Source organism: Butyricimonas sp., assembly GCF_019423355.1.
In the GTDB taxonomy this organism is placed as follows: domain Bacteria; phylum Bacteroidota; class Bacteroidia; order Bacteroidales; family Marinifilaceae; genus Butyricimonas; species Butyricimonas faecihominis.
The window spans coordinates 383,397-408,481 of the sequence record NZ_JAHZBP010000002.1 but is presented as its reverse complement, the minus strand read 5'-3'; the positions used below and the strand labels follow the sequence as shown (position 1 = coordinate 408,481).

At 42.6% G+C, this 25,085-nt stretch carries 17 protein-coding genes; 15 read left to right on the top strand and 2 right to left on the bottom strand.

All coding sequences use genetic code 11. From position 1 onward, the window contains the following. Nucleotides 1-20: 20 nt before the first annotated feature. Nucleotides 21-1,181, bottom strand: coding sequence for a DUF6051 family protein (locus QVC79_RS04430; RefSeq protein WP_270593537.1), 1,161 nt, complete (start codon nucleotides 1,179-1,181; stop codon nucleotides 21-23). A 182-nt stretch (nucleotides 1,182-1,363) separates the two neighbouring features. Here QVC79_RS04430 and QVC79_RS04425 point away from each other — a divergent pair, with 182 nt between their 5' ends. The 3 genes from QVC79_RS04425 (at nucleotide 1,364) to QVC79_RS04415 (ending at nucleotide 3,533) form a co-directional block, all read left to right on the top strand. Next, entirely contained in the window at nucleotides 1,364-2,218 is an 855-nt protein-coding gene (locus QVC79_RS04425; RefSeq protein ID WP_183312856.1) for a LytR/AlgR family response regulator transcription factor, read from the top strand. Then, complete coding sequence (locus QVC79_RS04420) at nucleotides 2,211-3,044, top strand: helix-turn-helix domain-containing protein (protein WP_124318164.1); 834 nt, start codon at nucleotides 2,211-2,213, stop codon at nucleotides 3,042-3,044. The genes QVC79_RS04425 and QVC79_RS04420 overlap by 8 nt, the downstream gene beginning before the upstream one ends. A 105-nt stretch (nucleotides 3,045-3,149) precedes the next feature. Further along, nucleotides 3,150-3,533 (top strand): VOC family protein, encoded by a 384-nt coding sequence (locus tag QVC79_RS04415; RefSeq protein ID WP_124318165.1) that lies wholly within the window; start codon nucleotides 3,150-3,152, stop codon nucleotides 3,531-3,533. A 295-nt stretch (nucleotides 3,534-3,828) separates the two neighbouring features. Here QVC79_RS04415 and QVC79_RS04410 read toward each other — a convergent pair whose 3' ends face one another. Beyond that, a complete protein-coding gene (locus QVC79_RS04410; protein WP_270593539.1) occupies nucleotides 3,829-4,791 on the bottom strand; it encodes an Rpn family recombination-promoting nuclease/putative transposase in 963 nt (320 codons plus the stop codon). Nucleotides 4,792-5,331: 540 nt separating this feature from the next. On the opposite strand from QVC79_RS04410, the gene QVC79_RS04405 reads away from it, so the two are divergent. From QVC79_RS04405 to QVC79_RS04350, 12 genes are all read left to right on the top strand, one after another. Then, a complete protein-coding gene (locus QVC79_RS04405; RefSeq protein ID WP_124318350.1) occupies nucleotides 5,332-5,862 on the top strand; it encodes an RNA polymerase sigma-70 factor in 531 nt (176 codons plus the stop codon). A gap of 78 nt (nucleotides 5,863-5,940) precedes the next feature. Continuing rightward, nucleotides 5,941-7,104 carry a FecR family protein gene (locus tag QVC79_RS04400; protein WP_124318349.1) on the top strand — a complete coding sequence of 388 codons (1,164 nt, stop codon included), beginning with the start codon at nucleotides 5,941-5,943 and terminating at the stop codon, nucleotides 7,102-7,104. A gap of 110 nt (nucleotides 7,105-7,214) precedes the next feature. Beyond that, complete coding sequence (locus tag QVC79_RS04395; RefSeq protein WP_270593542.1) at nucleotides 7,215-10,748, top strand: SusC/RagA family TonB-linked outer membrane protein; 3,534 nt, start codon at nucleotides 7,215-7,217, stop codon at nucleotides 10,746-10,748. Nucleotides 10,749-10,765: 17 nt separating this feature from the next. Next, nucleotides 10,766-12,262, top strand: coding sequence for a RagB/SusD family nutrient uptake outer membrane protein (locus QVC79_RS04390; RefSeq protein ID WP_270593543.1), 1,497 nt, complete (start codon nucleotides 10,766-10,768; stop codon nucleotides 12,260-12,262). Nucleotides 12,263-12,279: 17 nt separating this feature from the next. Further along, nucleotides 12,280-13,407, top strand: a complete 1,128-nt coding sequence (locus QVC79_RS04385) for a hypothetical protein (RefSeq protein WP_270593544.1) — start codon at nucleotides 12,280-12,282, stop codon at nucleotides 13,405-13,407. 171 nt (nucleotides 13,408-13,578) lie between these two features. Next, the gene (locus QVC79_RS04380; protein WP_270593545.1) at nucleotides 13,579-14,505 is read left to right on the top strand and encodes an ABC transporter ATP-binding protein; all 927 of its coding nucleotides are present in this window, start codon (nucleotides 13,579-13,581) and stop codon (nucleotides 14,503-14,505) included. Between the two features lie 16 nt (nucleotides 14,506-14,521). After that, nucleotides 14,522-16,831, top strand: a complete 2,310-nt coding sequence (locus QVC79_RS04375; RefSeq protein ID WP_270593546.1) for a Gldg family protein — start codon at nucleotides 14,522-14,524, stop codon at nucleotides 16,829-16,831. A gap of 92 nt (nucleotides 16,832-16,923) precedes the next feature. Continuing rightward, nucleotides 16,924-18,114: a TlpA disulfide reductase family protein gene (locus QVC79_RS04370; protein ID WP_270593547.1), complete on the top strand. Its 1,191-nt coding sequence runs from the start codon at nucleotides 16,924-16,926 to the stop codon at nucleotides 18,112-18,114. 73 nt (nucleotides 18,115-18,187) lie between these two features. Beyond that, on the top strand, nucleotides 18,188-18,742 hold the full coding sequence (locus tag QVC79_RS04365) for an RNA polymerase sigma-70 factor (RefSeq protein ID WP_270593548.1): 555 nt from the start codon (nucleotides 18,188-18,190) through the stop codon (nucleotides 18,740-18,742). Nucleotides 18,743-18,809: 67 nt separating this feature from the next. Continuing rightward, complete coding sequence (locus QVC79_RS04360; protein ID WP_270593549.1) at nucleotides 18,810-19,979, top strand: FecR family protein; 1,170 nt, start codon at nucleotides 18,810-18,812, stop codon at nucleotides 19,977-19,979. A 95-nt stretch (nucleotides 19,980-20,074) separates the two neighbouring features. Further along, nucleotides 20,075-23,554 (top strand): SusC/RagA family TonB-linked outer membrane protein, encoded by a 3,480-nt coding sequence (locus tag QVC79_RS04355; protein ID WP_270593550.1) that lies wholly within the window; start codon nucleotides 20,075-20,077, stop codon nucleotides 23,552-23,554. 12 nt (nucleotides 23,555-23,566) lie between these two features. Continuing rightward, nucleotides 23,567-25,084: a RagB/SusD family nutrient uptake outer membrane protein gene (locus tag QVC79_RS04350; protein ID WP_270593551.1), complete on the top strand. Its 1,518-nt coding sequence runs from the start codon at nucleotides 23,567-23,569 to the stop codon at nucleotides 25,082-25,084. The last annotated feature ends 1 nt before the right edge of the window (nucleotide 25,085 follow it).

The following is a 25,085-nucleotide window of genomic DNA, read 5'->3' as shown; positions in this document are numbered from 1 at the left end:
GGAAAATATAGAGGGGCTAATTATAGGAAATTGGCCACTCTATTAAATATTCCGGTAAAAGATTGATAAAGCATTTCAGGTGTGGCTCCAGTGTTGGTGGGAAATGGGTTTTGATGAGAATACTCGTACGGAAAATCCAATTCTTCCAATATCGTGTCAACACATTTGGGACCGAGTGCCTCAATAACTCCTTGTGTTGGCATTACGGTATCCTTTTTGAGTGTGACAATCCGTAAACGATCTTGAATTCGTTCGAAAAATGATTCTCGGTAATTTTTCATTACCTCGGGACGTATCATCGCTTTAAATGCTTTTTCCATGAAATCCTCTTCATACAAAACGGGGAGCATTCGATGTTCATCATTTTTTGTCAGAAAATCATTCAGAAAATAATTCTTAACTCTTCTATACGCCTCTTGATCCATGATATCCCGGGCACTTCCGTCCATTTGGCTGAATATGGAGCCTCCACAGAAGAGGAATAGTTTACTGTCATCCAATAGATGTTCCGGGTTGGCAAGCATCAGAATCTGTGACAGGAACGCTCCGATGGAATAGGCGAAAATGTTTATGGATGAATCTTTTTCAAACAGGGGGTGTTGTCCGGTTTTTATTTCCCGGAATAACTGCCATAAATTGAACATGGACTCTTTTCCGGATATGTAAAAGCGCAAAGGGGTGTCCGAGAGACGATAACTTAATGCCACATTGACAAACGTGGAATTATCCAGATGCTCCACTTCTTGCTTACGACGTGCTACCCAAGGCATAAGGGTTCTTGGATTATACCAGTTACCGGGAGTACGGTTCATGTGGAAAGCTATCGGAAACAAAATAACCGCTTTACCCGTGGCTAAGGATAAATATTCTGCCCAAGTGAGGTATTTGTCCCAGTTACGTTCGTTCAGCCCGTGTAATAACAGGATTGCCTGGTTCGTTTTTCGTGATCCTTTAGGCGTGAATATGGTATACGAAAAACTCTTGTTCTCCTGAATATTATTGTCCGGGATAGAACAAAATTCACTTGTCGGGATCAATTGCTGAAATTGCTCTATTTCATTTACTCCCATGTTCTGGATAAAATGATAAGGACGAATTTCCAGTGGTTGATCTTCTAGGATAACTTTCTTGTCATAAGAAAAAATAGCCTTTAATTGTTTTGTTCTAGTTGAGATTTCCATAGCTCTTGCGATTAATTTTAATACAAACAAACGCCACAATTCTTTGTTTTCAAAATTAATGGTGTGTACCTAGACTTAAAGGGACAAAATCTCATATTTAGGGATGAAATTTGCTCTTTAGGGGTGAAATTTTTTACGGGAAAAATGTATCTTTGTTTGAAATTTATAAAAATTAGAGAGAGATGAACGTGTTGACCCGAAAAATACCAGCTTACTATTACGATAAATCAAATTTAATACGCTTGGTATTATTCACTGCTTTTTTTGATCTGATTTTTATCAATATCTACAAACCTTTCAGTTCTCTGACGTGGTATCCGGTATCGGAATTTAAGTTTTTCATTTTTTCGAGTCTGGTCATTCTTACCGGAGTACTTGCCGTGGCGATCAGTCGTGTGATCATGTATTTTTACACGAAGAAGCATACCCTTAATTATATCGAGTATGGCATCTGGATCGTGTTGGAAATTTTCTTTCTATCGACGTTCTACACGGTTTATTCTTGTTTTTTACGGCCGGAGAGGGACGTGATAGAAACTTTTTGGGAGGCCTCAGAAAACACGTCATTAATTCTTTTATTGCCTTATGCGATCTTGATGCTTTATTTTTCTTGGCGGGATAAGGAACAGAAATTGCAGATGCTTGAAGAGATGAAGGGAGATACCGGGGGGACGAGTGTTATTTCTTTTCGGGATGAGAAAGGTGAATTGCGTTTGTCAATCAAACATTCGAACTTGCTTTATATCGAGTCCGCGGATAATTACGTGCAGATTTGGTATTTGAATAAAGGCGTGGTGACAAAATTCATGTTGCGTAATACTTTGAAGGCGATGGAAGAGACATTTGAAGGGACGAATGTATTGAGGTGCCATCGTTCCTATATGGTGAATTTCGAGCATGTTAAAGTGATTCGTCGGGAGAAAGATGGAGTCTATTTGGAATTCGGGGTTGAGAAAGTTCCCGATATTCCGATTTCAAAGACTTACAGTGAGAAAGTGACGCGCTGGTTCATGTGTTATTCCTCTTCGAATGAGTAAATACCAATACAGACCGCCTTGCCGGGAATTATCCGGGTATGTCCAGTATTACTGGATGCTAGATCTTGAGGATGTATGTCCATCGTGTGAGCCGCATCGTCTTACACCGCAGGGATTCATGGAAATTGTTTTTTATTATCGGGATTCGTACAAGCTTATTCTGTCCGATGGAGAAGAAACTCATCCCCGGGCGACACTTTACGGGCAGCGAACCGAATTTATAGATGTTTTACCCACGGGTAGGGTGGGGCTGATGTCGGTTGTGTTTACCCCTGTGGGGGTACGGGACATTTTGCATTTGCCTCTGAATGAGCTGACAAACCGATACGTCTCTCTGGAAGAGGTGTTGGGAAGAGAAGGGAAAGATATGGAAGAGCAAATGATGAATCTTTCCGGTTTTGACGAACGGGTGGAGGGTTTGGAGTCATTTTTGTTAGGTCGCTTGCAGCGAAGAAATGAATTTGAGAATAACCGGATGCGGATGGTCATGACTCGTTTATTACAGTGTCGGGGAATGTTCAATGTGGAGCAACTGGCCAGTTATGCTTGTTTGAGTAGAAAGCAATTTGAGCGTGTGTTTGCGGCTTACGTGGGATTAATGCCGAAACAATACTTACGGGTGATTCGTTTTTTGTATGCCGTGGAATTTCGAAATCGAATGCCGGAGGTTGATTTGGCAACATTGGCATTCCATACCGGATATTACGATGCGGCTCATCTGGCGAATGAAATTAAGGCTTTAACCGGTCATACTTCGTCAACTCTTTTTCAATTGATGTGTTTTTCCGAGGATGCAGAGAGTATTGAATGGTTTCTAGGTGCATAGAAGGAAATAAAAGTTTTATCGGAACTGAGAATGTCTCTTTTTTCCAATAATTGAGGGGTGATGAGGGTGTACTTTTGTTGTGTTAATCAATAAAATAAATACAACATGAAAACATTCGTAGCTTTTTTTGAGATTCCTGCTGTCAACATGGAGAGGGCAGTTCAGTTTTACGGGACGGTTTTCGGAGAAAAACTGGAGGTTGTCGAATACGGAGAAGAGAAGATGGCTTTTATTTCTTCCGGTAATCAGCAACCGATCGGCTGTATTTTTAATTTAAAAGGATACCAGCCAACCTCTAACAGTATTACGATTTCATTTTACACGGAAAATATGGATGAATCTTTAGTCTTGGTGAGGAAGGCCGGGGGAAAGATTGCCACGGAACCTTGTGAAACTTGTGAGGGATCAAAAGATTATTTTGCTTACTTTTTAGATACCGAGGGAAACCGGATCGGTTTGTTTACACGAAACATTCATCCGGGAGAATAGTAATCCGGACGAGACGAACCATATCTTGCGGGTTGATTTTATAGGGCTGTCCCAAAAGTCATTTTTCAAACTCCTTCCCCTCTTCGGGATACTCCCTCTATAAACAGAGGGAGAGCTGAAATACTCCCTGTCTTTGGCAAAAATCACCAGTTTCTCCTCTGTTTATAGAGGAGGTGGCACGAAGTGACGGAGGAGTTTTTGAGGATAAAATGACTTTTGGGACAGCCCCTTTTAATATGCTGGTTATTCGTGTTTTTTGGTTGTTGTTCTTTGAAATGAGAGTGAAATTTCTGGTTTAAAATGGGAGTTCTTCTTTTTTTAATCCTGTTAGTAAAAGAATATTTTCGATGGACATACCCATTTCTTTTGCTTGTTTCGCTATCGTCAAAGCCTTCTTTTTTTCTCCTTCAGCTAATCCCTCTGCCTTCCCTTCAATCAATCCTTCGGCTTTCCCCTCAACCTTCCCTTCAGCTAATCCTTCAGCTAATCCTTCAGCTAATCCTTCAGCCTTCCCTTCAGCCTTCCCTTCAATCCAGCCGGATTGGATCACGCTGCGTTGATATTGTAGGGCGCTCAAATGTGCTTCATAGCTGGCACGTTCTTTGGGACTAAGATTGTCAAGACGTAGTAATTCTCGGGCTTCGGATAATCCGCTAGTCTTTGTGTTGTCGGCAATTTCACCTGTTTTCAAGAAAGCTATCCATTCGTCAAGGGGAGTTTTAGCCAGTTTATCAAACTCGTTGACACGTAGCACGTAGTATTCAGGAAAAAGATCTCCGGCATTCTCACGGATGAATTGTTCTCGTTGTCGTAAAGATAGTTTGAGGGTATCATGTTTATGAATTCCTTCGAAAGAAGTGTTCCCGTGATATACGTAGTCTTCCCCTTGTCCTAGGTCAAAGTACACGATGTTTATGGAGTATACTTTTTTTACTTGCGAGTAGGGTTCTCCTTTCGTGATGTATTCGGTAATAGCCTTTGATACTCCATACAACATACGATGAAAATAGTCCAGCTCCCGGTTGTTCTGTACTTCGATAATAACGAGTTCACCTTTACTGTTTTCAGCTAGCATGTCGACCCTGTTGAATTTATCTTCAGCATGTTGCTGGTTGCCCTCGCTTTCCAGCATACGATCAATTTTGATACGTTCTCCCAGTAACGTGGAGAGGAATCCCTCGAGAATCACGAAGTTTGATTTTTGTCTTAACAATCGTTTGGTTGCCCAGTCGAATCGTACATAATTTTCTCGTGCCATGGCAGATAAGTATTTTATTTGAATATATGACAAATATACGCATAATTGTGACACGAAAGGTCACGGGCGAGTGATAATTTTTTTGATAGAGCTATCGCGAAATTTGGGACGTAATTATAGCAAAGAAGAGGGAAAATCCCAAGATCCCCTCTTCTATTTTCCCGTAAGCATATTTTATTTGTGCTTTTTGTTTTTTAGAGGTGTTTCGTGTGTCGTTTCTTCGACTAAATAAGACGGAACATCTTTTTTGTTCTTGCTTTTCTTCGGTTTTTTGTTTCCGGCTGCACCCATGATAAAATCTCCTATAATTTAAGTGTTAAATGTTTAAGTGATTAAATGAGTAGAGATCGGTTATTAAAAAATAGCTGGTCCTATTCACGGGCTGGATTAACAAAGGGTGTGCCAAACGGCCTGTCAGTGACACGAAGAGACGAGTTGGCGGTTTCGGATGTCGGATTGACAGTGTGCGGGAAAAAGATTTTTTAATGTTGTTGTTTCATTTTTACTTTGCTATATTTGTCTCGAATATGTGATCGGAATATGATAGAATTGGTGGAACATCGGGATGCTTTTGAATGTTTGTTTCGGGAAAATTATACCCGGTTGTTTTATCATGCTTTCAGTTTTTTGAATGACGAGGAGGAGGCGAAGGACGTGGTGAACGACGTGTTCGAGCGAGTATGGATGAATTTTGAGAAATTGGAGTTTTCTTCTTCCCTTGTTCCGTTGCTGTACACTTTAGTTCGTAATCGTTGCGTGAGTTTGATTCGCCATAAAAAGGTGAAGGAGCGTTTTTCCCGGGAGATTGAAGTGGAGCTGGAAGATCATGAGGAAGAGTCCGTGGAGTACGAGATGCAGATCGAAAAATTGCGTCATTTGATCGAATTGTTGCCGGCTCAAACGAAGAACGTGTTTAAGAAATGTTTTCTAGAAGGGAAAAAGTATCAAGAGGCGGCAGATGATTTAGGTATCTCGATAAATACGGTAAAAACACATGTCAATAAAGCGTTGAGGATTCTGCGGGAGGAATTTACTGAAGATTATATTTTGTTATTTATTCTTTTTAGATAAAAAAATAAAAAAAGTTCGTTTTTGGCATCACCCGTTTAGAGTATGTGAGCGTGTATTAGATGTAAATGGGTAAAAAGTATGGTAACGGAAAATGATCTGGAGAAAATAGAATTTGCACTTTACGTACTGCAGCATCCTGAGATCCGGGGGAAGATGGAGGTACGGGAGTGGTTGGAATCGGGGAAACACCGGGATTTGTTGGAAGAGTTGAGGCGTTTCCGGGAAGCCGGAGAGCTGGAGGCGGCTATGAGGTCTCCGGACGTGGAGAAACAATGGCAATATTTCCGGGGAAAGACGAAACCTCGTGTGTGGAGAATGTATTTGAAATGGTGGTTAAGTGCTGCCGCGGTTGTTTTGGCGTTAGTTGTAACGGATATTTTACTGAATGAATGGTATTTCGTGGATTTGTCATTGGAAAACACTGTCCCGGTTGCACGACAAGTACGGTCGGATGTGAAGTTGATTACCGGGACTGGGAATGAGTTTTTGTTGGGAACCGGGCATATAGATACCTTATTAAAAGGGGAGGGGCTAGTTGTAGATTCCTTGAAAGGGAGGCAATACCTGAAAGTTTTACGGGTTACTGACCGGGTTGCGGAACAATACACGTTACAGATTCCCCGGGGAGCGGAGTATTTGGTGGTTCTTGAAGACGGAAGCCGGGTATGGTTGAATTCCGAGTCTGAATTTCGTTATCCCTCAGTATTTGATCAGGGTAAGCGAGAGGTTTATCTGAAGGGAGAAGGGTATTTTGAAGTAGTTCATGATAAAGAACGTCCTTTTATCGTGAGGACCGAAAAGGTAAGTACCCGCGTACTAGGGACGGAATTTAACGTACAATCTTACACGGGTAAGGCGGTGAACGTGACGCTGGTGAAAGGGAGCGTGGCAGTAAGAGGTAATAATGATCAGGCGAATACTTCGGAAGTTGTGTTGAACCCGGGAGAAAATGCCTCATGGGAGGGAGGACGGTTCCGGGTAGAAACAGTTGATGCCTTGAAGTACGTTGCTTGGAAGGATGGTTTCTTTTATTACGACAATGAGCCTTTGGAAAATATCTTGAACGAGTTGGGACGTTGGTTTGATTTTACGGTGTTTTACCAGAATCCGGAAGTGAAAAGTTATCGCTTCAAGTTCTGGGCAAATCGTAAAGATACTCCCGAGGAGATTATGGAACGTCTGAATGAAACGGGTAAATTACACGTCCGGTTTAACGGGGAAAGTGTCGTTGTCTCGTTGTAATAGAGAATGTTAAGTGTTTTGATATAGAAAAAGGGGTAGTCTCCAGCTATCCCCTTTCGAGTCACTATTGTTCATGAATATGAACGAATAAAATCTTTAATTACAAAGTTATGAAAAAAGAATCGATTTTTCCTCTTTTTAGAGGATGGAAATTACGAGAGAAGGTGAAGAGTTGCACGTGCTTTCGTTATGCTTTCGCTTTGTGTTTAATCTGCATGACCTCCTTGGTATTTGCCCAAGAGAAAAAATTGAGTTACAAATGGGAGGAGAAATCTTTATCGGATGTGCTGAATACGCTGGAAAAAGTCGGGGTGTATAAGTTCGTGTTTAATTATGATGATGTCAAGTTGTACAAGGTTACCGCGGAGGTGAAGGAAAAAAGTATTCCGGAGATTCTGGATGTCGTGTTACAGGACATCCCGTTGGCGTATAAGGTTTCGGGGGAATACGTGTTGATACGTAAAAAGGATGATGTTTCACCCCGGTGGAGATGGATCACGGGGAAAGTGGTTGACGAGAATAACACCCCGCTACCGGGTGTGACTGTTATGATAAAGGAATTAAAGATCGGGGGGACGACAAGCGTGGATGGAACCTATCGTGTCGGGCTACCCGAGGAAATGAAACAGTTTACGATCGTTTTTTCTTTTGTGGGCATGGAAACGAAAGAGATTGTTTATAAGGGGAAAGAGGTGGTAAACGTGGTGTTGAAGGAATCGACGGAGGTGGTAGATGAAGTAGTCGTAACCGGTTATCAGGTGTTGAGAGAGAAAGGAATGGCTGGTGCTTATTCCAAGATAAAAGGGGAGGATTTGAATTTTACGGGAACGGAGACGTTGGAACAGCTATTGCAAGGAATGTTACCCGGGGTGATGGTGATGAACCAGAGCGGGTTGACGGGGATGCGTCAGAAAGTGCGGGTGAGAGGTACTTCCACGATTATGGGAAATGCCGATCCGGTGTGGGTAGTGGATGGAATTATTCAGGAGGATAACGTTCCTTTCGAGATGAATCAATTTACGACCATTGATCAAGAGAACCTAGATATGATGAAGGATTTTATCGGAGGAGCAATTTCGTGGTTGAACCCGAACGATATAGAGGATATAACTGTTTTGAAGGATGCTTCAGCCACGGCTATTTACGGGGTAAAAGCGGCGAACGGGGTGATCGTGATCACGACGAAAAAAGGGGAGTCTGGACGGTTGACCTTGAATTATTCCGGTAATTTTTCGACGAGCGTGAGAATGAATTATAAAAAGTTGGAATTGATGAATTCGAAACAGCGAGTGGATTTATCCCGGGAAGCGTATCTGCGTGGAGCTAGGATTCCAACCGAGACCGTGGGTTACGGGGGATTGGTGTTAGCTTACGAACGAGGGGAGATTAACGGGGAACAATTTAACTCGGCAGCGAAGAAGTTGGAGACAATGAATACAGATTGGTTTGATATCCTTTATCGTACTCCTTTTAGTCAAAATCATAATATTAGTTTTTCCGGAGGAAATGAGAATTCTACTTACAGGGCTTCATTCGGATTCTCCGACCAGCAAAACACGGCCAGAGGGAATGGACAAACTTCTTATTCTGCGAACTTGAACGTGACTTCGACCTTTTGGAAACAATTGACTATTTCTACGTCTTTATCGGGAGGCTATACGGAAACAACAGCGTTTGCGGAAGGAGTTGATCCATTTGGATATGCTTTTAGGACCAGTCGTGTGATTCCTTGTTATGATGGAGAAGAGTTGTTTTATTACAAGGACGGCGGATATAATTACAATATACTAAATGAATTGGCGAATTCTGGAAACGAGAATACCACGAGTAATTTGAATATTGACGTAAATGCTCGTTGGATAATAACAGAGAATTTGACGTTATCGTTGTTATTGGGAGGTGCGACCAGTACATCCAGTGCGCGGATGTGGTTCACGGAACGCTCAAGATACATCGCCGGACTTCGGGGGTATGAATTCGGAGAGTATAGTGTGCTGGATAAGCCATTCCAAGATTCAAAATTGCCTTTCGGAGGAAAGCTCGTTGAGGTAAACAACCGGAATTTTAATTACACGATGCGGGGACAAGTGGAGTATGTAAAATTATCCGGGGCCCATACCTTTAACGTGATGGCCGGGGTGGAGGTCAGGAGTAATCAATATGACGGTTCTTCCCAAACAAATTGGGGCTATCAGCCCGATCGAGGAATGAGTGTTGTTGACGTGCCAATAGAAACACCGAGCGGGATTATCAATGACGCGTATGCCCGAACAAAACCGGCAATCACGAATGAGTTGTCTAATTATTTCTCTTATTTTGTTTCGGGGGGATATATGTATGATAATCGTTACTCCATTAATCTCTCGATGCGGGGGGATATGTCTAACCGTTTCGGACAAGATACGAAACATCGTTTTCAACCGGTGTGGTCTCTTGGATTACGTTGGAATGTCACGGATGAGCATTGGTTACAAGGGCAGGATATATTGAGTAATCTCGCTATTACGGCTTCTTTGGGTTATCAGGGGAACGTGGCGGAAGGGGTTAGTCCGGATTTGATTGCCCGCATGGAGCCGATCCAGAAAACAACGGGAGAGTACCAGATGAAAATCGTGAAACGTCCGACACCCGATTTAAAATGGGAAAAAACGTTGTCTTCTAATATAGGAGTTGATCTTAGTTTCTTTAAAAACAGAATCAATGGAGTTTTTAATTATTACTACAAGAAAACGACGGATTTGATTACCCAAAGGGAAGTACCGTTAGAGAATGGGGTCAGAAGTATGTATATTAATAGCGGGGATTTAACAAATAAAGGATGGGAATTAAGTTTGAGCGTGGTTCCCGTGCGGACGAAGAATTTTATGTGGAGTATCGGAACCAGTTTCTCGCATAATAACAATAAAATTAAGTCGCAATTGGAGACAACGCAATCGTGGGAAGAGGCAACTGCGGGTACATATCAAAAAGAGGGTTATCCGGTGGGTAGTTTCTGGGCTTTCCATTTTACAGGGTTGGACCCGAAGAATGGCGGACCGATGTTTGATCTTTCGAATGCGAACACGAATGCTGCAAAGGATGATGTGACGGAATACATGGTTTACATGGGAACGATTGAACCTCGTACTACGCTGGGATTGAACATGATGTTCCGGTGGAAACGTTTCTCGTTACCTCTTACCATATACCTTAGCCGGGGAAATAAGACATTCCTGACAACTCCTTACACGAAGTCTTATGAAATGCCGAGCGAGTTTAACAATGCTTCCACGGAATTGCTGAAGCGCTGGCGACAACCCGGAGATGAGAAGCATACAAAAATACCGTCGATTCCGGTACGGGAGAATTGCGAGGATGTGTATCCGTTTGGTAATGATAACGGGATAGCTCCTTATAAAATGTGGGAACTCTCGGATATTCGGGTTGTAAATACTTGGTTCATTCGTTTTAATAATTTCTCTTTTAGTTATGATTTGCCGGAAAGATGGATTTCGAGTTTTGCACAAAGTGTGATTATCTCTTTCTCAGCAACAAACCCGTTGCAAATCAAGAGTAAGGATTTCAAGGGAAGAGATCCGGAGGTGGCCTTGGGAAAACAGCCTAGACCCCAGAATTTCTCTTTCGGAATTAACGTGAGTTTTTAATCATAAATGAAGACACGATGAAAACAGGAGTATATATAATGATGTTTGCTCTGTTACTGACAGGATGTAATGATTTCCTGAAAGAAACTAGTCAAGATGAGGTCCGTCCTTCCACGGTGAGCGATCTGGAACAGATTCTGGTGGGAGAGGCTTATCTGAGTGATTATAATATTTATAATATAACGGATATTTTTACCGACAACATGGAATGTTACGGGGTTCAAAATGAAAAGATGCAAGAGATTTTTGACGGGTTAAAATGGCGTTATACTTGGGATGATGATATGTTTGCGAAAGCCGGTGGCGGTAATTTGCCTATTTTTTGGGAAGTTCCTTACAAGGGGATCGGGGGATGTAACGTGGTGCTGGATCATTTGGATAAAATGTATGGAAAGACTGATTTGCGGGAGAATCTCCGGGGGGAGGCTCTCGTGTTGCGAGCATGGTATTATTTCCAGTTGGTGAACCTTTACGGGTTCCCTTACAATTATGGTGATCCAAAACAGAATCTTGGAGTACCTTTAAAATTGAATTCTAGTGTTAAAGATGAAAAATTTACTCGTAATACAGTTGCGGAGGTTTATGAACAAATCGAAAAGGATCTTTTGAAAGGATGTAAATTGCTAAAAGATCATGAAGTTGAAAAGGAATATTTTCGGATCGGGTATATAGCAACACAAGCAATATTATCACGGGTTTATCTTTATATGGAGAATTGGGATAAGGCGTTGGCTTACGCGGACTCGGTGTTACAAGTGAAATCGGCTTTACTGGATTTAAATCAATTTGGTATACGCGATCCTTATGATAATGTTTTCGAGAGCGTATATAGCCCCGTGAGTTCCGATGAGATCATTTGGGCTCGAATGTATAGTGGTACGAGTGTCGGTAGTATTTTAGGATCACAATATAAATATCCTTTTGCTTTATCGCAAGAATTTATAGAAGTACTGGGTGCCTCTTATGATGCCTGTCTGGATGAAACATTAAAGGATTTGAGAGGAGTACTGTTTGTCTCATGGGGGTATGATTCCAAGAATTACGAGACCCCTTGTTATCCTCATGCAGCCGTGAAGGATCGGGATTTCGGGATGTATCAGGGAATTCGCACGGCAGAGTTGTATCTGAATCGTGCAGAGGCTTGTGCCAGAAAGTTTCAGAAGGAAGGAATAGATAGCTATCGTGTACAGGCGTTGACAGATTTGAACGAGCTGAGGCGTCACAGGATGAATAATGCTTTCGAATATGAAACGGTGGAGATCACGGATGCGCAATTGTTACTTGATTTTTGTCTGTTGGAACGTCGTAAGGAGTTGAGCGGAGAGACCAATCATCGTTGGTTTGATCTGAAACGTTTCGGGATGACAGAGTTGACACATTCTTTCTTCGGTGATCCAACGGAAACGAAGTCGGAATATAAACTTGAGAAGGAAGGGTATCTGTTGCCCATCCCGGAGGAGGCGATTCGTTTAAACACGGACTTGGAACAAAATAAAAGGAAGGTTAGTAAATAATTGAAAAAAGTAAGGTTATGAAATATAAATTGTTTTATATATTGCTGATCGCATTAGCATGGGTAGGATGCAACGATGAGGATGCCCTCACGCCGACTTTAGAGTCGGAACCCGTGATACAATTTCCTCAAGGAGATCATGATTATGATGCAAGAATCGGAGATTGGTATACTCGATGTGGTTTTTATATTCTTTATAAATATACTCCCCGGGAGCTTTATTTTAACATGGGACAGTCATGGATGGAAATGACAACGGATACGCTTTCCCGAACGGAGAAGTACAAGATTGACGAAGAGGCTTTTGTAGATGGAGACAATGTTTTCATTTACACGGAAACTGTTTCTGGAAATTACTTATTAGGAGAACATGAGACGGATGCCGGATTCCGTTACATGGCGAAAATTGAAGGAGATTACGTGGTGATCGATGAAGAGTACGAGGAAAATAAAGGCAGAGAGTCATCTTTTAAAATGGATATGCCTGACGAGGCTTACGTGGGGAAACAGGTGGCTTGGCTTGAAGAGATGTTTTTGAATTTGTATCAAGATTCTGTTTTACGAGCTAATTTGCCGTTGAAATTGATGTTGGGCAAAAGTCTTTATAAGTATAGTAGAGGAGCTTCTGAGAAGCTTTCCTTTTATAGTGTTTCTAATATTTTTGCACTAAGTCATGGTGATTCTTCTATTGACAATATGACCATGGAGGAGAAAAGAGTGGGTAAGGAAGATTTACACAAATGGTTTTTAATTGAAAAGTTATACGATAAAATTGTTGCAGTCGTGAAAAGCAGTGAGTTTTTTCATGTGACGGATTATGAGGAAGCCGTGGCATGGGGAGCCAGTAATAAATTTTATAGTCTGGGTGTAGTTGGGTATGATAAGTATAATATCGGTTGGAATTTCCCTGTAGAGACAGCAAAGAATAATGATCTGAAAGGCTATATCGCTATGGTGATCGATTATTCTTCAGATGAATTGAATGCTGTTCCGAATGATGGAAGATATAATAGGTATGATTGTACGGGTGTTCTTGACCCGCTGAAAGATGTGAATGGATTGGTCAAAAAGAAGTATGAGATCTTATTGAAGGAGTTAAAAAAGATGGGTATTGATCTCCGAAAGATAGGGAATCTTTATCATTGATGTAACTTTTACTTTATAAGCCGAGACTTTGTTTTAGGCTATAAAAGGGAAGGCTGACGAAAGCTGTGCGTGAGTCTTGTCAGTCTTCTCTTTAGAATTATTGTGTGTGAATAATCCCGGTGTGGGAGCCGGGGAGATAAGTGATTGCTATTATAAATGTAATATTATTGTATGGAAAATCCAATTGTTAAGGTAGAACATTTGTATCATCGTTATGCGACACAATGGGCAATCGAGGATATTAGTTTCGAGATTGATCACGTCGGGGTTGTCGGGTTGCTGGGATCGAACGGGGCCGGGAAGTCAACCACGATGAATATTATTTGCGGGGTATTAAAGCAGACAAGTGGGGAAGTGTATATAAACGGAATCAATTCGTTAAAGGATCCGATTGCAGCTCGGAAGAATATCGGTTTTTTACCACAGAAACCTCCTCTTTATCCGGATCTGACGGTGGATGAGTATTTGCGTTTTTGTGCGGAAATGCGTTTGGTGGATCCGAAAAAAATTAATCGGGCAGTGGAGGAAACCGAAGAACGTTGTGGTATTTCGCATTTTAAGGGGCGTTTGTTACGAAATTTGTCTGGGGGATACCAACAACGGGTAAGTATTGCCCAAGCAATTATTCATGATCCGAAGTTCGTGGTTCTTGATGAACCGACGAATGGATTGGATCCTAACCAGATTTTGGAGGTGCGTCATTTGATTCGCGGTATCGCGGAGGAACGTACCGTGATGTTGTCTACTCATATCCTTTCCGAGATACAGGCAACCTGTAATTCAATTATTATGATCGAACACGGGCGTATTGTTTTTTCCGGGAGCGTGGAAGAGTTTGATAGTTGCATCGAGCCATCCTCTTTATTTGCCACGTTTGATTTTCCGCCATTACCGGAAGAGGTGACGAGGATTGAGGGAATTCGAAACGTGGAGGTCGTGGGGGCACACGGGTTACGAATGTGGTATAATGGTGATCGGGATGTCGTGAAAACGGTAGTTCGGGAGAGCGTGGCACACGGATGGGAATTAACGGAAATTCGTTCAGAAAAGAGTTCCATGGAGGAGGTTTTCGCCAAGTTATCAGGTAAGAGTAAATAATTAAATCAGAATAATCATGAGAGCAATATATAAAATAGCCCGGTTAGAGTTGTCCAATCTTTTTTATTCGCCCGTGGCGTGGTTGTTAATTGTTATTTTGGTATTTATGATGGGGTCTACGTTCACGAAGTTTTTCGAAGGGGTTGCCCAATACAAGGAACTTGACGGGGATGCCATGTTTTATGCCATGTCGGAACAGATCTTTTATGGAGATGAAGGTATTTGGAAAACGGTGAAATTAATGTTATTTTTTATCATGCCTTTGTTGACGATGGGAATGATTAGTCAGGAGTTTAACAGGGGATCTATCAAGTTACTTTTTTCTTCTCCTATTTCGAGTCGACAGATCATTCTCGGTAAATATCTCGGAATGATGCTTTACGGCTTGACTATAATGGGCGTTTTGATGTTTTACGTGTTGATTGCGTGGGGGTTGGTGGATTCTTTTGAATGGCAGGCTGTTTTGACCGGGTTACTGGGATTGTTTTTGTTGTTGGGATTTTACGCGGCTCTCGGACTTTTTATGTCGACCTTGACAACTTATCAAATCGTGGCGGCACTTGGTATGTTGGTGATGCTTGCATTTTTGGGAGTTATATCTGAGGTGGGACAGGAGTATGCTTTCGTGCGGGAAGTTACTTATTGGTTGGCCATTGGAAACCGGACGAATAATTTTATCAAGGGGTTGATTGGTAGCGAGGATGTACTTTATTTTGTCATATTGAGTTGTATGTTCCTTGAATTTGCCATTTTGAAGATGCAGTTGAAGAGGGAACGTTGTTCATTTCTCAATAAGACAGTGCGTTATTTGGGTGTTTTTATGATTGCTATGTTGTTGGGCTATTTCACTTCTCGCCCGGTGTTAAAGTTTTATCATGATTCCACGTTTAACAAGATAAACACGCTGACTCAAGCAAGTCAGGATATTGTTTCCAAGTTGGATGGCGGGTTGACCATCACGACGTATGTTAATCTGATGGATATGAATTATAGTATCAATCATAAACGGATTACGAGGGATATGGCCCGTTACGAACGATTTGTTCGTTTTAAGCCGGAAATGAAGTTGAAATATGTATTTTATTATTACATGGACACGACAAGTCGGGCATTTAATTATTATTTTCGTGGTAAAACGTGGAAGGATGCGGTGGAAGATCAAGCAAAACTTCGAAATGCGAGATTAGGACGTTTTTTGACAATCGATGAAGTTCAAAAGGAGATTGATCTTTCGGACGAGGGGTATCGTTTTGTCAGTTTGATTGAGCGGGAGAATGGGGAAAAGACTTTTTTACGGACATTTTATGACTCCCGGAAACTCCCGTCTGAAATTGAGATTTCGGCAGCCTTGAAACGTGTTGCCATGAAATTACCCCGGGTCGGGTTTGTTTCTGATCATGGAGCCCGTTCTGTTTCCGGAGATCGTAATCGGGATTACTCTTATATGATGGCAGAGAAAACGAATCGACAGGCATTGATTAATCAAGGGTTTGATATAGAGAAGGTTTATCTTGGAAGGAACGAGCGTGGATTGGATAGTCTGGACGTGTTGGTTGTGGCAGAGCCTTTAGAACCATTTTCTGAAGTAGAGTTAGATGCATTGAAACGATATATCGAGAGTGGCCGAAATTTGATTGTTGCCGGAAAACCGAACACGGATATGTATTTACAACCGGTTATGGATATGTTGGGAGTACACTTCGAAGAAGGAATTTTGGTACAACATCCAAAAGATGATTATCCCGTCAATTTATTATCGTGTCGTGCGACACTGGAGGCTGGAAAAATATCTCGTTTCTTTAAGCGGTCGTGTGAGATAGATGATAATTTTACGATGCCCGGAGCTGCCGCATTGAAGGTTGTTGAAAATAAAGGGTTTAAAACGATACCAGTGTTAATAAGTCGGGATTCCGCTTGTTGGAACGAGAGACAGACGATTGATTTCGTGAATGAAGTTCCTTGTTTGGACCCATGTATGGGAGAGCAGGCAGGGGTAAAAACAACCATGCTGGCCTTAAACCGGGAATGTCATGGTCGGGATCAACGAATTATCGTGGTTGGTGATGCCGATTGTTTCAGTATGGGTGAGTTGTCCGCTTTAAGACGAAATTTGCCTTCGTCAAATAGTGTGTTGATTGATGCCATGTTTGACTGGCTATCGTACGAGGAGTTACCCGTGAATACGGTGCGCCCGGGGAAAATAGATAATAATTTCACTCTTAGTTATGAGGCGGCTTCAGCTATGACAATCGCTTTGAAGTGGATTCTTCCTGCATTGATTTTGGCGTTTGGAGTTGTTGTATTGATTCGTAGAAAAGGGAAATAAAATGCGTGCTTTTGACTGATGGATGGAGTTGGGACACAATATTTAAAATTGTGATTTCAACTCCTATTTTGTGTCTTTTAAATGATTTATAGATGAAAAAGGTTGCTTTGTTTATTGTATTGATTTGTAGTATGATCGCTTGTCGTACACGAGATTTTCGTATTGCTGGCTTTTATGAGGGTTCGCAAGAGTGTAAGATTGTGTTGTTTACGAGAACTAACGGGAGCGTGGATACTTTAGCTTTTGCGGATGTGATAAATGGACGTTTCGAGTTGAGGGGAAGAGTGGATGGTGCAAAAGTTGTTTGTTTGGAGGTGGTGAAAGCGTGGAGTGATGAGGTGAAAACAAGTAAAGATTTTATTTTGGAGAATAAAGATTACATGGCGTATTTGAGTTTTCAAAAGGATCATTGTGATATTGTTGAGAATACGGATGCTCGGATTTTAGCGAGTGAATTTTATCGGAATGAAAAACAGTTGGTGGATGGGAAAGAGTTTTTGTTTAAGGTGTATTTGGAGGCTACAGAGGCTGAACGAGATTCTATAGGAATACAATTTCTGAAACTTATAGATGAGTACGAGGCGAAGGAAACGGAATTAGTAGGAGCAAATCCTAATTTGAATGCTTCTGCCGGAGCTATAGTCAGGGGTATTGTGAATTATGAGCTACGTACACGCCAATTTGACTATGCTTTGGGTTCCGAGATCCCTTCGTTGGAATTGGAGATAAGGGGATGGGAGATGATAAAAGAAAGGTATAGTTTACTTGGAGGTCAGGCTAAGGTATGGTTCCAAGAAAGAGGCTTTGAGGAGCGATTGGCTAAGGTGGAAGGTGAGATGTGGATGATCCGTCAGGCTGTTGCAACTTCGGAAGGGCAGATTGCTCCTGATTTCATGTTGAATACTCCGGAAGGGGATTCTTTTTCTCTTTATGGAGTGAAGAGTAAATTGAAGTTAATAGATTTTTGGGCCTCTTATTGTGGACCATGTCGGGTTGAAAATGCTCACGTGATGGCTCTTTATCATGAATTTCATTCAAAAGGTTTTGAGGTGATTAGTATTTCATCGGATACGAGGGTAAAGGATTGGATGAGGGCCATTGCAGAGGATCAGTTGGTTTGGAAATATCATGGAATGATTTCTTCCGGTGAAGAGTCGGTCGCTAAGATGTATGGTGTTTCTTCAATTCCTTGTACGATTTTAGTGGATGAGAATAATCGGATCATCGCAAGAAACTGGAGGATGGAAAGATTAAAACAAAAGATCACGGAATATTTGAAATAGATAGTTATTATTTTAGTATAGTTTCATATTTTTATTTTTTGCCCTATATTTGTCGACAATTAATATGGGGCATATGTTTACTATATTGGATAAAAAACGTTATTTAGAACAATTGTTCCGGGAAAATTATACCCGGTTGTATTATTATGCCCTTAGTTTTCTGAATGATAGCGAACTTGCTAGAGATGTGGTGAGTAATGCGTTTGAGGCAGTGTGGGTGGGACGGGATAGGTTGGAATTTTCCAGTTCTCTGGTTCCTTTTGTATATCGGCTCGTTCGTAATGCGTGCTTGGACGAGTTGAGGCATCAGAAGACGATGGAACGTTTCGTGGCGTACATGAAGGAGCAACCGGAGGCGTTTGATGAGAGGGAACTGCGGGAGTACGAATTGTTGATAGAACGTATACATCATGCCGTGGAAGAATTACCTGCCCAGACTAGAAATGTGTTTAAAATGTGTTTTTTGGAAGGGAAAAAATACCATGAGGTCGGGGTTGAGTTCGGGATCACGGTGAATACAGTGAAAGCTCATGTAATGAAAGCGTTACGATTGTTAAGAGAACAGTTTTCCGGAGAGGATTTTATTCTATTTTTCTTGTGCATGAAAAAAAGAGCTGAAAAAAGATAAAAAAAGTGATTTTCGGCATTACCCATTTTGCCAGTGTCTACGTGTATGGATATATGAACAAGATAAAATGGGACGAAAGTATAACTATGTAGATATTGACTTTGCCGTTCGGGTACTAAATCATCCGGAGCTGATTGATGATGAGGAAATGAGGCTGTGGTTGCGGGATGAAGGGCATTGCCGACTGCTGGAAGAGTTGCGTCGGGTGCGGGAGGGGAGTCTGAGAACTGTTGACGGGTTACGGCCGGATGTGAATTTGGAGTGGGAAAAGTTGAGTCGGAAACTTTTCCGAAAAAGAATTTTACGGGTTTACCGGATCGCGATGGCAACGGCTTGTATCGGGATACTTATTTCGGTGGGTTGGTTGTGGAGCCGCCCGTCTCCTGTGATGCAGGAGGATTTAGTGATGGTGCCGGTGGAAGAGGATCATGTCGAGAGTGAAGGGGTGACACTTGTTTTAAATGATGGAGAGGAGATTTGTCTGAACCGGGAGAATGAGGCTTTGTTGATGCAACGTTTGCCACAAACATTTAAAGTGTTGTCCACGGATTCTTTGGGAGGACTGGTTTATACACCGCGGCAATTAATGGGGAAATCGGAGGAGTTACACACGCTGAAAGTGCCTCGTGGCGGAGAATATTTCGTGATTCTGGATGATGGGACGAAAGTATGGTTAAATTCGGAAACGGAGTTTCGTTACCCGGTTACTTTTGAGGATGAGAGGCGGGTGGTGGAATTGTCCGGGGAGGCTTATTTTCAAGTGGTCCGGGATGAAAAGCGTCCGTTTATCGTGAAAACACGAGGTTTGCAAACTCGTGTTCTGGGAACGGAGTTTAACGTGCAGGCTTACCTGACAGACAAGGTGAACGTTACTTTGGTGAACGGGCAGGTGGCCGTGAAAGTTCCGGAAGATTCAAGGGAGATATTACTGAAACCGAACGAAAACGCCTTGTATAGTCAGGGGAAAGTGAGGGTGTCGAAAGTGGATGTGATGAAGTTTATTTCTTGGAAAGAAGGGTATTTTTACTATGATAACGAGCGATTGGAGGATATTTTGACAGAATTGGGACGCTGGTATAATTTCACGGTAATTTATGAAGATTTAGAATTGAAAGAGTTACGTTTTCAGTTTTGGGCGGATCGGAAAGATACATTCCGGAAAGTTCTGGAGCATTTGAATGAGATGAAAAAATTGAAGATAGAGGATCAGGGTAATTGTATAGTAGTTTGTAGATAGAAAGTTAATGCTTTGAAACATAGTGGTTTTGAGAAAAATGTTTTCTCAAACAGGGTATTGTATGTCATATTTGAAATACTAAAACAGATAAAATCATGAAAAGAAAGCGAAAATTGTTTTGTTTAAGACCGGGACAAAGGTGGCGTGGGATGGTGTTGTGGGTGTTTTTTATATTACTGGGTTTTTCCGGTTTCTCGCAGGAGAATAAAGTTTCTTTTAAGTTCGTGAACCAAGAGTTATCTTCCGTGTTCAAGGAGTTGGAGAAGGCGGACGTGTACAAATTCATGTTCAATTACGATGACGTGAAGGGAAAAAAGGTGAGTTTGGATGTGAAGGATAAAAAAGTACTGGAAATATTAGATATAGTATTGAAGGATATGCCGTTTACTTACAGGGTAGATGGAATTATGGTGGTTATCAGGCCTAAACAAGCCGATAGTACGGTTAAAAAATATGTATTAAAAGGTGTGGTGGTGGACGTGAAAGGAGAACCTATGATTGGCGTGACGGTGCGTTTGGATAGCACTTCGATAGGGACCGCTACGGCTGTTGACGGGGCTTTTACACTTGTAGTTGATAAGCCCAAGGGGAATTTGGTTTTCTCGTTTATAGGTTTTAAGGCAAAGAAAGTAGCCATTACTCCCGATAAAGATATGATCGTGAAATTGGAAGAAGAGGTTTCCGACTTGGATCAAGTGACCGTTATTGCTTACGGGTCGAGAAAGAAACGGGAGTTGATAACTTCCGTGTCGTCGATCAAGGCGGATGATATAAAAGAGATTCCGGCGGCAAGTCTGGAAACTTTGTTGCAAGGTCGTATGGCGGGAGTCGGAGTGAATATCCAGTCGGGTTCTCCCGGTGGTGGGGGTACGAACGTGGCGGTACGCGGGTATAATTCCTTGTGGTTGGATGAAGCGGGCGGTGGTGATGGTTCTCCGTTATACGTGATCGACGGGGTACCCGTTCATTCGTTTACTTCCCCGGTGACGGGAACGAACACGATAGCGGAAATTGATCCCTCGACGATAGAGTCGGTGGAAGTGTTGAAGGATGCCGCCTCGGCAGCCATTTACGGTTCACGTGCCGCGAACGGGGTGATTTTGATTACCACGAAAAAAGGACGTGCAGGTGAGGGAAAGTTTTCCGTGAACCTGTCCTATTCGGCGTCCGTGTTACCTGAGGCCCCGACACAGTTGGGTGGGCGGGCGGAACGCCTTTATCACATAGCTGTCATGCGGGCACAAAAAGGAGCCTACGAGGTGAAGGGGAAGGGATATTACAAGTACCCGACTTCATACGAGGAAGCTGCTAATAACGAGGCGATATATGATGCATTCTGGGATCGTGGCTTGGGGTTGGAAGCTAAAAATATTATTCAAGATTCTTTGAATCCTTTTTTCAATAATTCCACGAACTGGTACAAGTATATCTTTCGCACGGGAAAGATTCTGAATGCCAATATTCAGGCGAGTGGCGGTACGGAGAGGATGACGTATATGGTTGGGGCTGGATATTACAAGGAAACGGGGATTATGCCGGGAAGTGACTTTTCACGCGTGAATTTGTTGACGAATCTTTCTTTCAATCCCGTGAAGAAGTTGACCGTGGATAGTCGTTTCTATTTGGCATACACGGACAGAAGTCGGGGAGCAACATCGGGAGATGCCTTTAAATACGAGGGATTCACGGTCGATCCTAATTATACCTCTTCGTTGCTTTTGAAGGGGGGAGCGGTAGAGAAGAAAATGTTGCAGATGCTAAACGGACAGGTAGAAAATAACACTTCTTATCGTTTAAGAGCTAACTTGCAATTGGGATACGAGATATTAAAAGGATTGTCGATCACGACTTCCTTGGCGTTGGATTACACGCAGGCGAACCAGAATCAATTTACTCCCAGTTATTTGGATGCGAGTGGTTATAATGAAAGTAAATCATCGGGAGATATTGCCCGGGATATGTTGTTGTCCAACGAGAATTTGTTAAGTTACGTGTTCTCGCTTGACGAGGTGCATAATTTTGACTTGTTGTTCGGGGTGGCGTATGATGGTAGTAAAAGTTGGAGTAATGGCGGTCACGGGTTACGCGGGCCGAGTGACCGGATTGAGTATGTCGGGAGTGGGTTCCCGGATTTGATTTACGATCCGAAGGTCGATGACTATCGTGCGATGAAAGATTATAGTTCCAGTTTTTCGGAAACAGCTATGGTGAGTTATTTCGGTCGACTGGCTTACAATTATGACAAGAAGTATTTGTTGGAAGTCACGGTGAGGCGGGACGGGTCTTCGCTGTTCGGCGCAGATGTACGTTGGGCTACCTTTCCGTCCGTGGCGGCCGGGTGGGCCTTTTCAACCGAGCGTTTCATGAAGTGGGCATGGTGGTTGAATTACGGGAAAGTGCGGGCAAGTTGGGGACGTTCCGGTAGCCAGTTTGCGATCCCGTATTTGGCACAAGGGCTAATGTCTCCGGGAACAATCTTTGACGGGGTACAGGGAATGCAACCCGAGGGGGTGATAAACCGGAAGCTGAAATGGGAAGAGTCGGATCAATATGATTTCGGGTTGGATATGGATTTTTTTAATTACCGTTTGAACCTAACCATAGATTATTATTACAAGTACACGCGTGCGTTGATAAATAAAGAGGTGTTGCCCGGAGACATGTACGGGTTTAATGGGGTACAATGGCGAAATACCATGGCAATTTCAAACGAGGGGTTGGAGTTGGATGCAAAAATCGATATACTGAGAGACACGGAAGTGAAATGGCGTACACGGTTCAATGTATCCCGGAATTGGAATCGTTTCCGAAAGAGTTACTCGGGGAGGGATTTTCAAGAGAAGGTGATTGGTAAACCGTTGAGCGGGATCTATCTTTTCAAGGATTTGGGAATGATCGAGAGTGATGCCGATGTCCCATACGTGTTCGATCAGTCCGGTAAAAAGCAAATGTTGTCACCGGAGGGAGACGAAGAGTATTTTTTCACGAAGGGAATGCGTAGGATTGCGGATATTAATGGTGACGGACAACTTACGGATGATGATTTGGTTTATGCCGGGACCACGTTGCCACAGGCTTACGGAGGATTGGTCAACGAGGTCAGGTGGAAGAATTTTGACGTGAATGTTTTGTTGACTTACACGCTTGGGCGTAAGATGGTGAATTCGTTCAAGTATAGTACTCTTCAGGGAAGGTTGGGGGTTTATCCTGTTTTTTCGAATGTGTCGTTGTCCGATTTCTGGCAGTCTGCCAGTGACGGGAGTAAGTACCAGACACTTGGTTTATATGGCAATTCCACGTTGATCAATATCACCGGGCAAACGACGGCTGCTCTGGAAAACGTGCATTATTGCAGGTTGAAACAATTAACGATAGGGTATAATCTTCCGAAACGGATCATGAAGAAGTTGTGGGTGGATGGCATCCGAGTTTTCGTGACGGGGGAGGACTTGTTCCTGTTGTCAAATTATTCGGGACTTGACCCCGAGGTGACGAATATCGGGACTGGGTTTGATGATGGCCGTACGTATCCTCTGGCGCGGAAATGGACTTTTGGTTTGACTGTAAATTTTTAAAAGAGGTTGATTATGAAAAGATTTTTATATAGTGTACTGGTCTTGTTGTTATGCACGTCTTGCGAATCACTTCTCGATCTGGAACCGAAGAACGGGGTGACGTTTGAACATTATTTTGCGACGGAACAGGATTTGGAAGCGTTGGTGACACAAATGCACGGGAATTTGAGGACGGCCTTGGCCATGGTTACCAAACAAGAGCTTATTGGACTCCGGGTTGATGTCGTGAAACAAGGGTCTGAAATGAATAAAATACGCGGGTTGAATACCGATTATTTTTTGAATCATTCCACTCAACAGCAATGGAGAGCTTATTATAACACGCTTGCTATCGTGGATTTATTTTTCGATAATTACAAGAAAGCCAAGGATGTGGCTCCCGAACGAGTACGTTTTTATTGTGGTCAGGGAGAATTCGTGAAGGCCATGTGTTATTTTTACCTTGTACGGATGTGGGGAGATGCCGTTATCACGAAGGGGAGCAATTACATTGATAAATACGCTAAAAGTCCGGCCTCTGTCGTTTTGGACACGGCTATTCATGCTGCATTGCAGGCGTACGATATGTTACCCAAGTACGGTAATCTGAAAAATTCGAATAACAAAGCGTTGACTTCAAAGCAATACGGGTGCAAGGGAAGTGCTGCCGCCCTGTTGGCTCACTTGTACGCATGGAAAGCCCACGTGGTTGGTGGTCAGGAAGATTTGAAAGAATCGGAGAAGTGGGCGAGCAAGTTGATCGAGGAAAAGTATCGCGATGAGGTGGGGGGGTATACTCTCGCGGCAAACCCGGAAGAGGTTTGTTCCGAGGTGATGCACAGAAAAAGTGCGGAAAGTATTTTTGAGTTGGAAATTAATTATCAGGATGTCAGTTCTTATTCTACTTTTTTACCCGCTTATTCCATGATTGGAGCCCCAGTTGTGAAGACAGAGGAAAAGATGAAGATTAAAAGTAAGGATTTGGGAATAACGATAGCGGAGGTGAATTCCTTGTTCCCGGTAGGGGATGCCCGTCGGGAGGCTTATTTCTATAAGTTGGATGATCCGGAATGGCAAGAGGCGGGATTGGCTTATCTCTATAAATGGCGGTATGCTCGTTATGGTTCATCGGTTGCAGGGGAAGTTTGGCTTAGTGGGATGGATGTGAATCGGGTTATTTTCCGGTTGGCGGATATGTACTTGTTGCGTGCGGAGTGCCGAGTGAAAATGGATGACCGGGTGGGAGCGGAGGCTGATTTGAACGTGATTCGCCAGAGGGCGGGAGTCGAGATGTGGCCCGCAAAGAATGATAGCGGGGATTTGAAATATGATATTTTCAGGGAGCGGGAGAAGGAGTTATTGTACGAGGGACACCGTTATTATGACGTGGTTCGTAATGGGTATTGGAAAACGGAATTGCAGGGTAATTTTAGCGAGTTGTCGGTGGATGATGTGAAAGACGGGGCGCTTTATATGCCTGTTCCCCAGACTGCCTTTTCACAAAATGATTTAATGATCCAGAATGCGTTTTGGGCGTCAAAAATGAAATAAG

Bases quoted from the DNA above. Each gene is read 5' to 3' on its own strand.
- QVC79_RS04405 (WP_124318350.1), top strand. From the start codon at position 5,332: ATGATAGAATTGGTGGAACATCGGGATGCTTTTGAATGTTTGTTTCGG.
- QVC79_RS04395 (WP_270593542.1), top strand. From the start codon at position 7,215: ATGAAAAAAGAATCGATTTTTCCTCTTTTTAGAGGATGGAAATTACGA.
- QVC79_RS04425 (WP_183312856.1), top strand. From the start codon at position 1,364: ATGAACGTGTTGACCCGAAAAATACCAGCTTACTATTACGATAAATCA.
- QVC79_RS04420 (WP_124318164.1), top strand. From the start codon at position 2,211: ATGAGTAAATACCAATACAGACCGCCTTGCCGGGAATTATCCGGGTAT.
- QVC79_RS04380 (WP_270593545.1), top strand. From the start codon at position 13,579: ATGGAAAATCCAATTGTTAAGGTAGAACATTTGTATCATCGTTATGCG.
- QVC79_RS04400 (WP_124318349.1), top strand. From the start codon at position 5,941: ATGGTAACGGAAAATGATCTGGAGAAAATAGAATTTGCACTTTACGTA.
- QVC79_RS04360 (WP_270593549.1), top strand. From the start codon at position 18,810: ATGGGACGAAAGTATAACTATGTAGATATTGACTTTGCCGTTCGGGTA.
- QVC79_RS04375 (WP_270593546.1), top strand. From the start codon at position 14,522: ATGAGAGCAATATATAAAATAGCCCGGTTAGAGTTGTCCAATCTTTTT.
- QVC79_RS04385 (WP_270593544.1), top strand. From the start codon at position 12,280: ATGAAATATAAATTGTTTTATATATTGCTGATCGCATTAGCATGGGTA.
- QVC79_RS04350 (WP_270593551.1), top strand. From the start codon at position 23,567: ATGAAAAGATTTTTATATAGTGTACTGGTCTTGTTGTTATGCACGTCT.
- QVC79_RS04355 (WP_270593550.1), top strand. From the start codon at position 20,075: ATGAAAAGAAAGCGAAAATTGTTTTGTTTAAGACCGGGACAAAGGTGG.
- QVC79_RS04390 (WP_270593543.1), top strand. From the start codon at position 10,766: ATGAAAACAGGAGTATATATAATGATGTTTGCTCTGTTACTGACAGGA.
- QVC79_RS04430 (WP_270593537.1), bottom strand. From the start codon at position 1,181: ATGGAAATCTCAACTAGAACAAAACAATTAAAGGCTATTTTTTCTTAT.
- QVC79_RS04370 (WP_270593547.1), top strand. From the start codon at position 16,924: ATGAAAAAGGTTGCTTTGTTTATTGTATTGATTTGTAGTATGATCGCT.
- QVC79_RS04410 (WP_270593539.1), bottom strand. From the start codon at position 4,791: ATGGCACGAGAAAATTATGTACGATTCGACTGGGCAACCAAACGATTG.
- QVC79_RS04415 (WP_124318165.1), top strand. From the start codon at position 3,150: ATGAAAACATTCGTAGCTTTTTTTGAGATTCCTGCTGTCAACATGGAG.
- QVC79_RS04365 (WP_270593548.1), top strand. From the start codon at position 18,188: ATGTTTACTATATTGGATAAAAAACGTTATTTAGAACAATTGTTCCGG.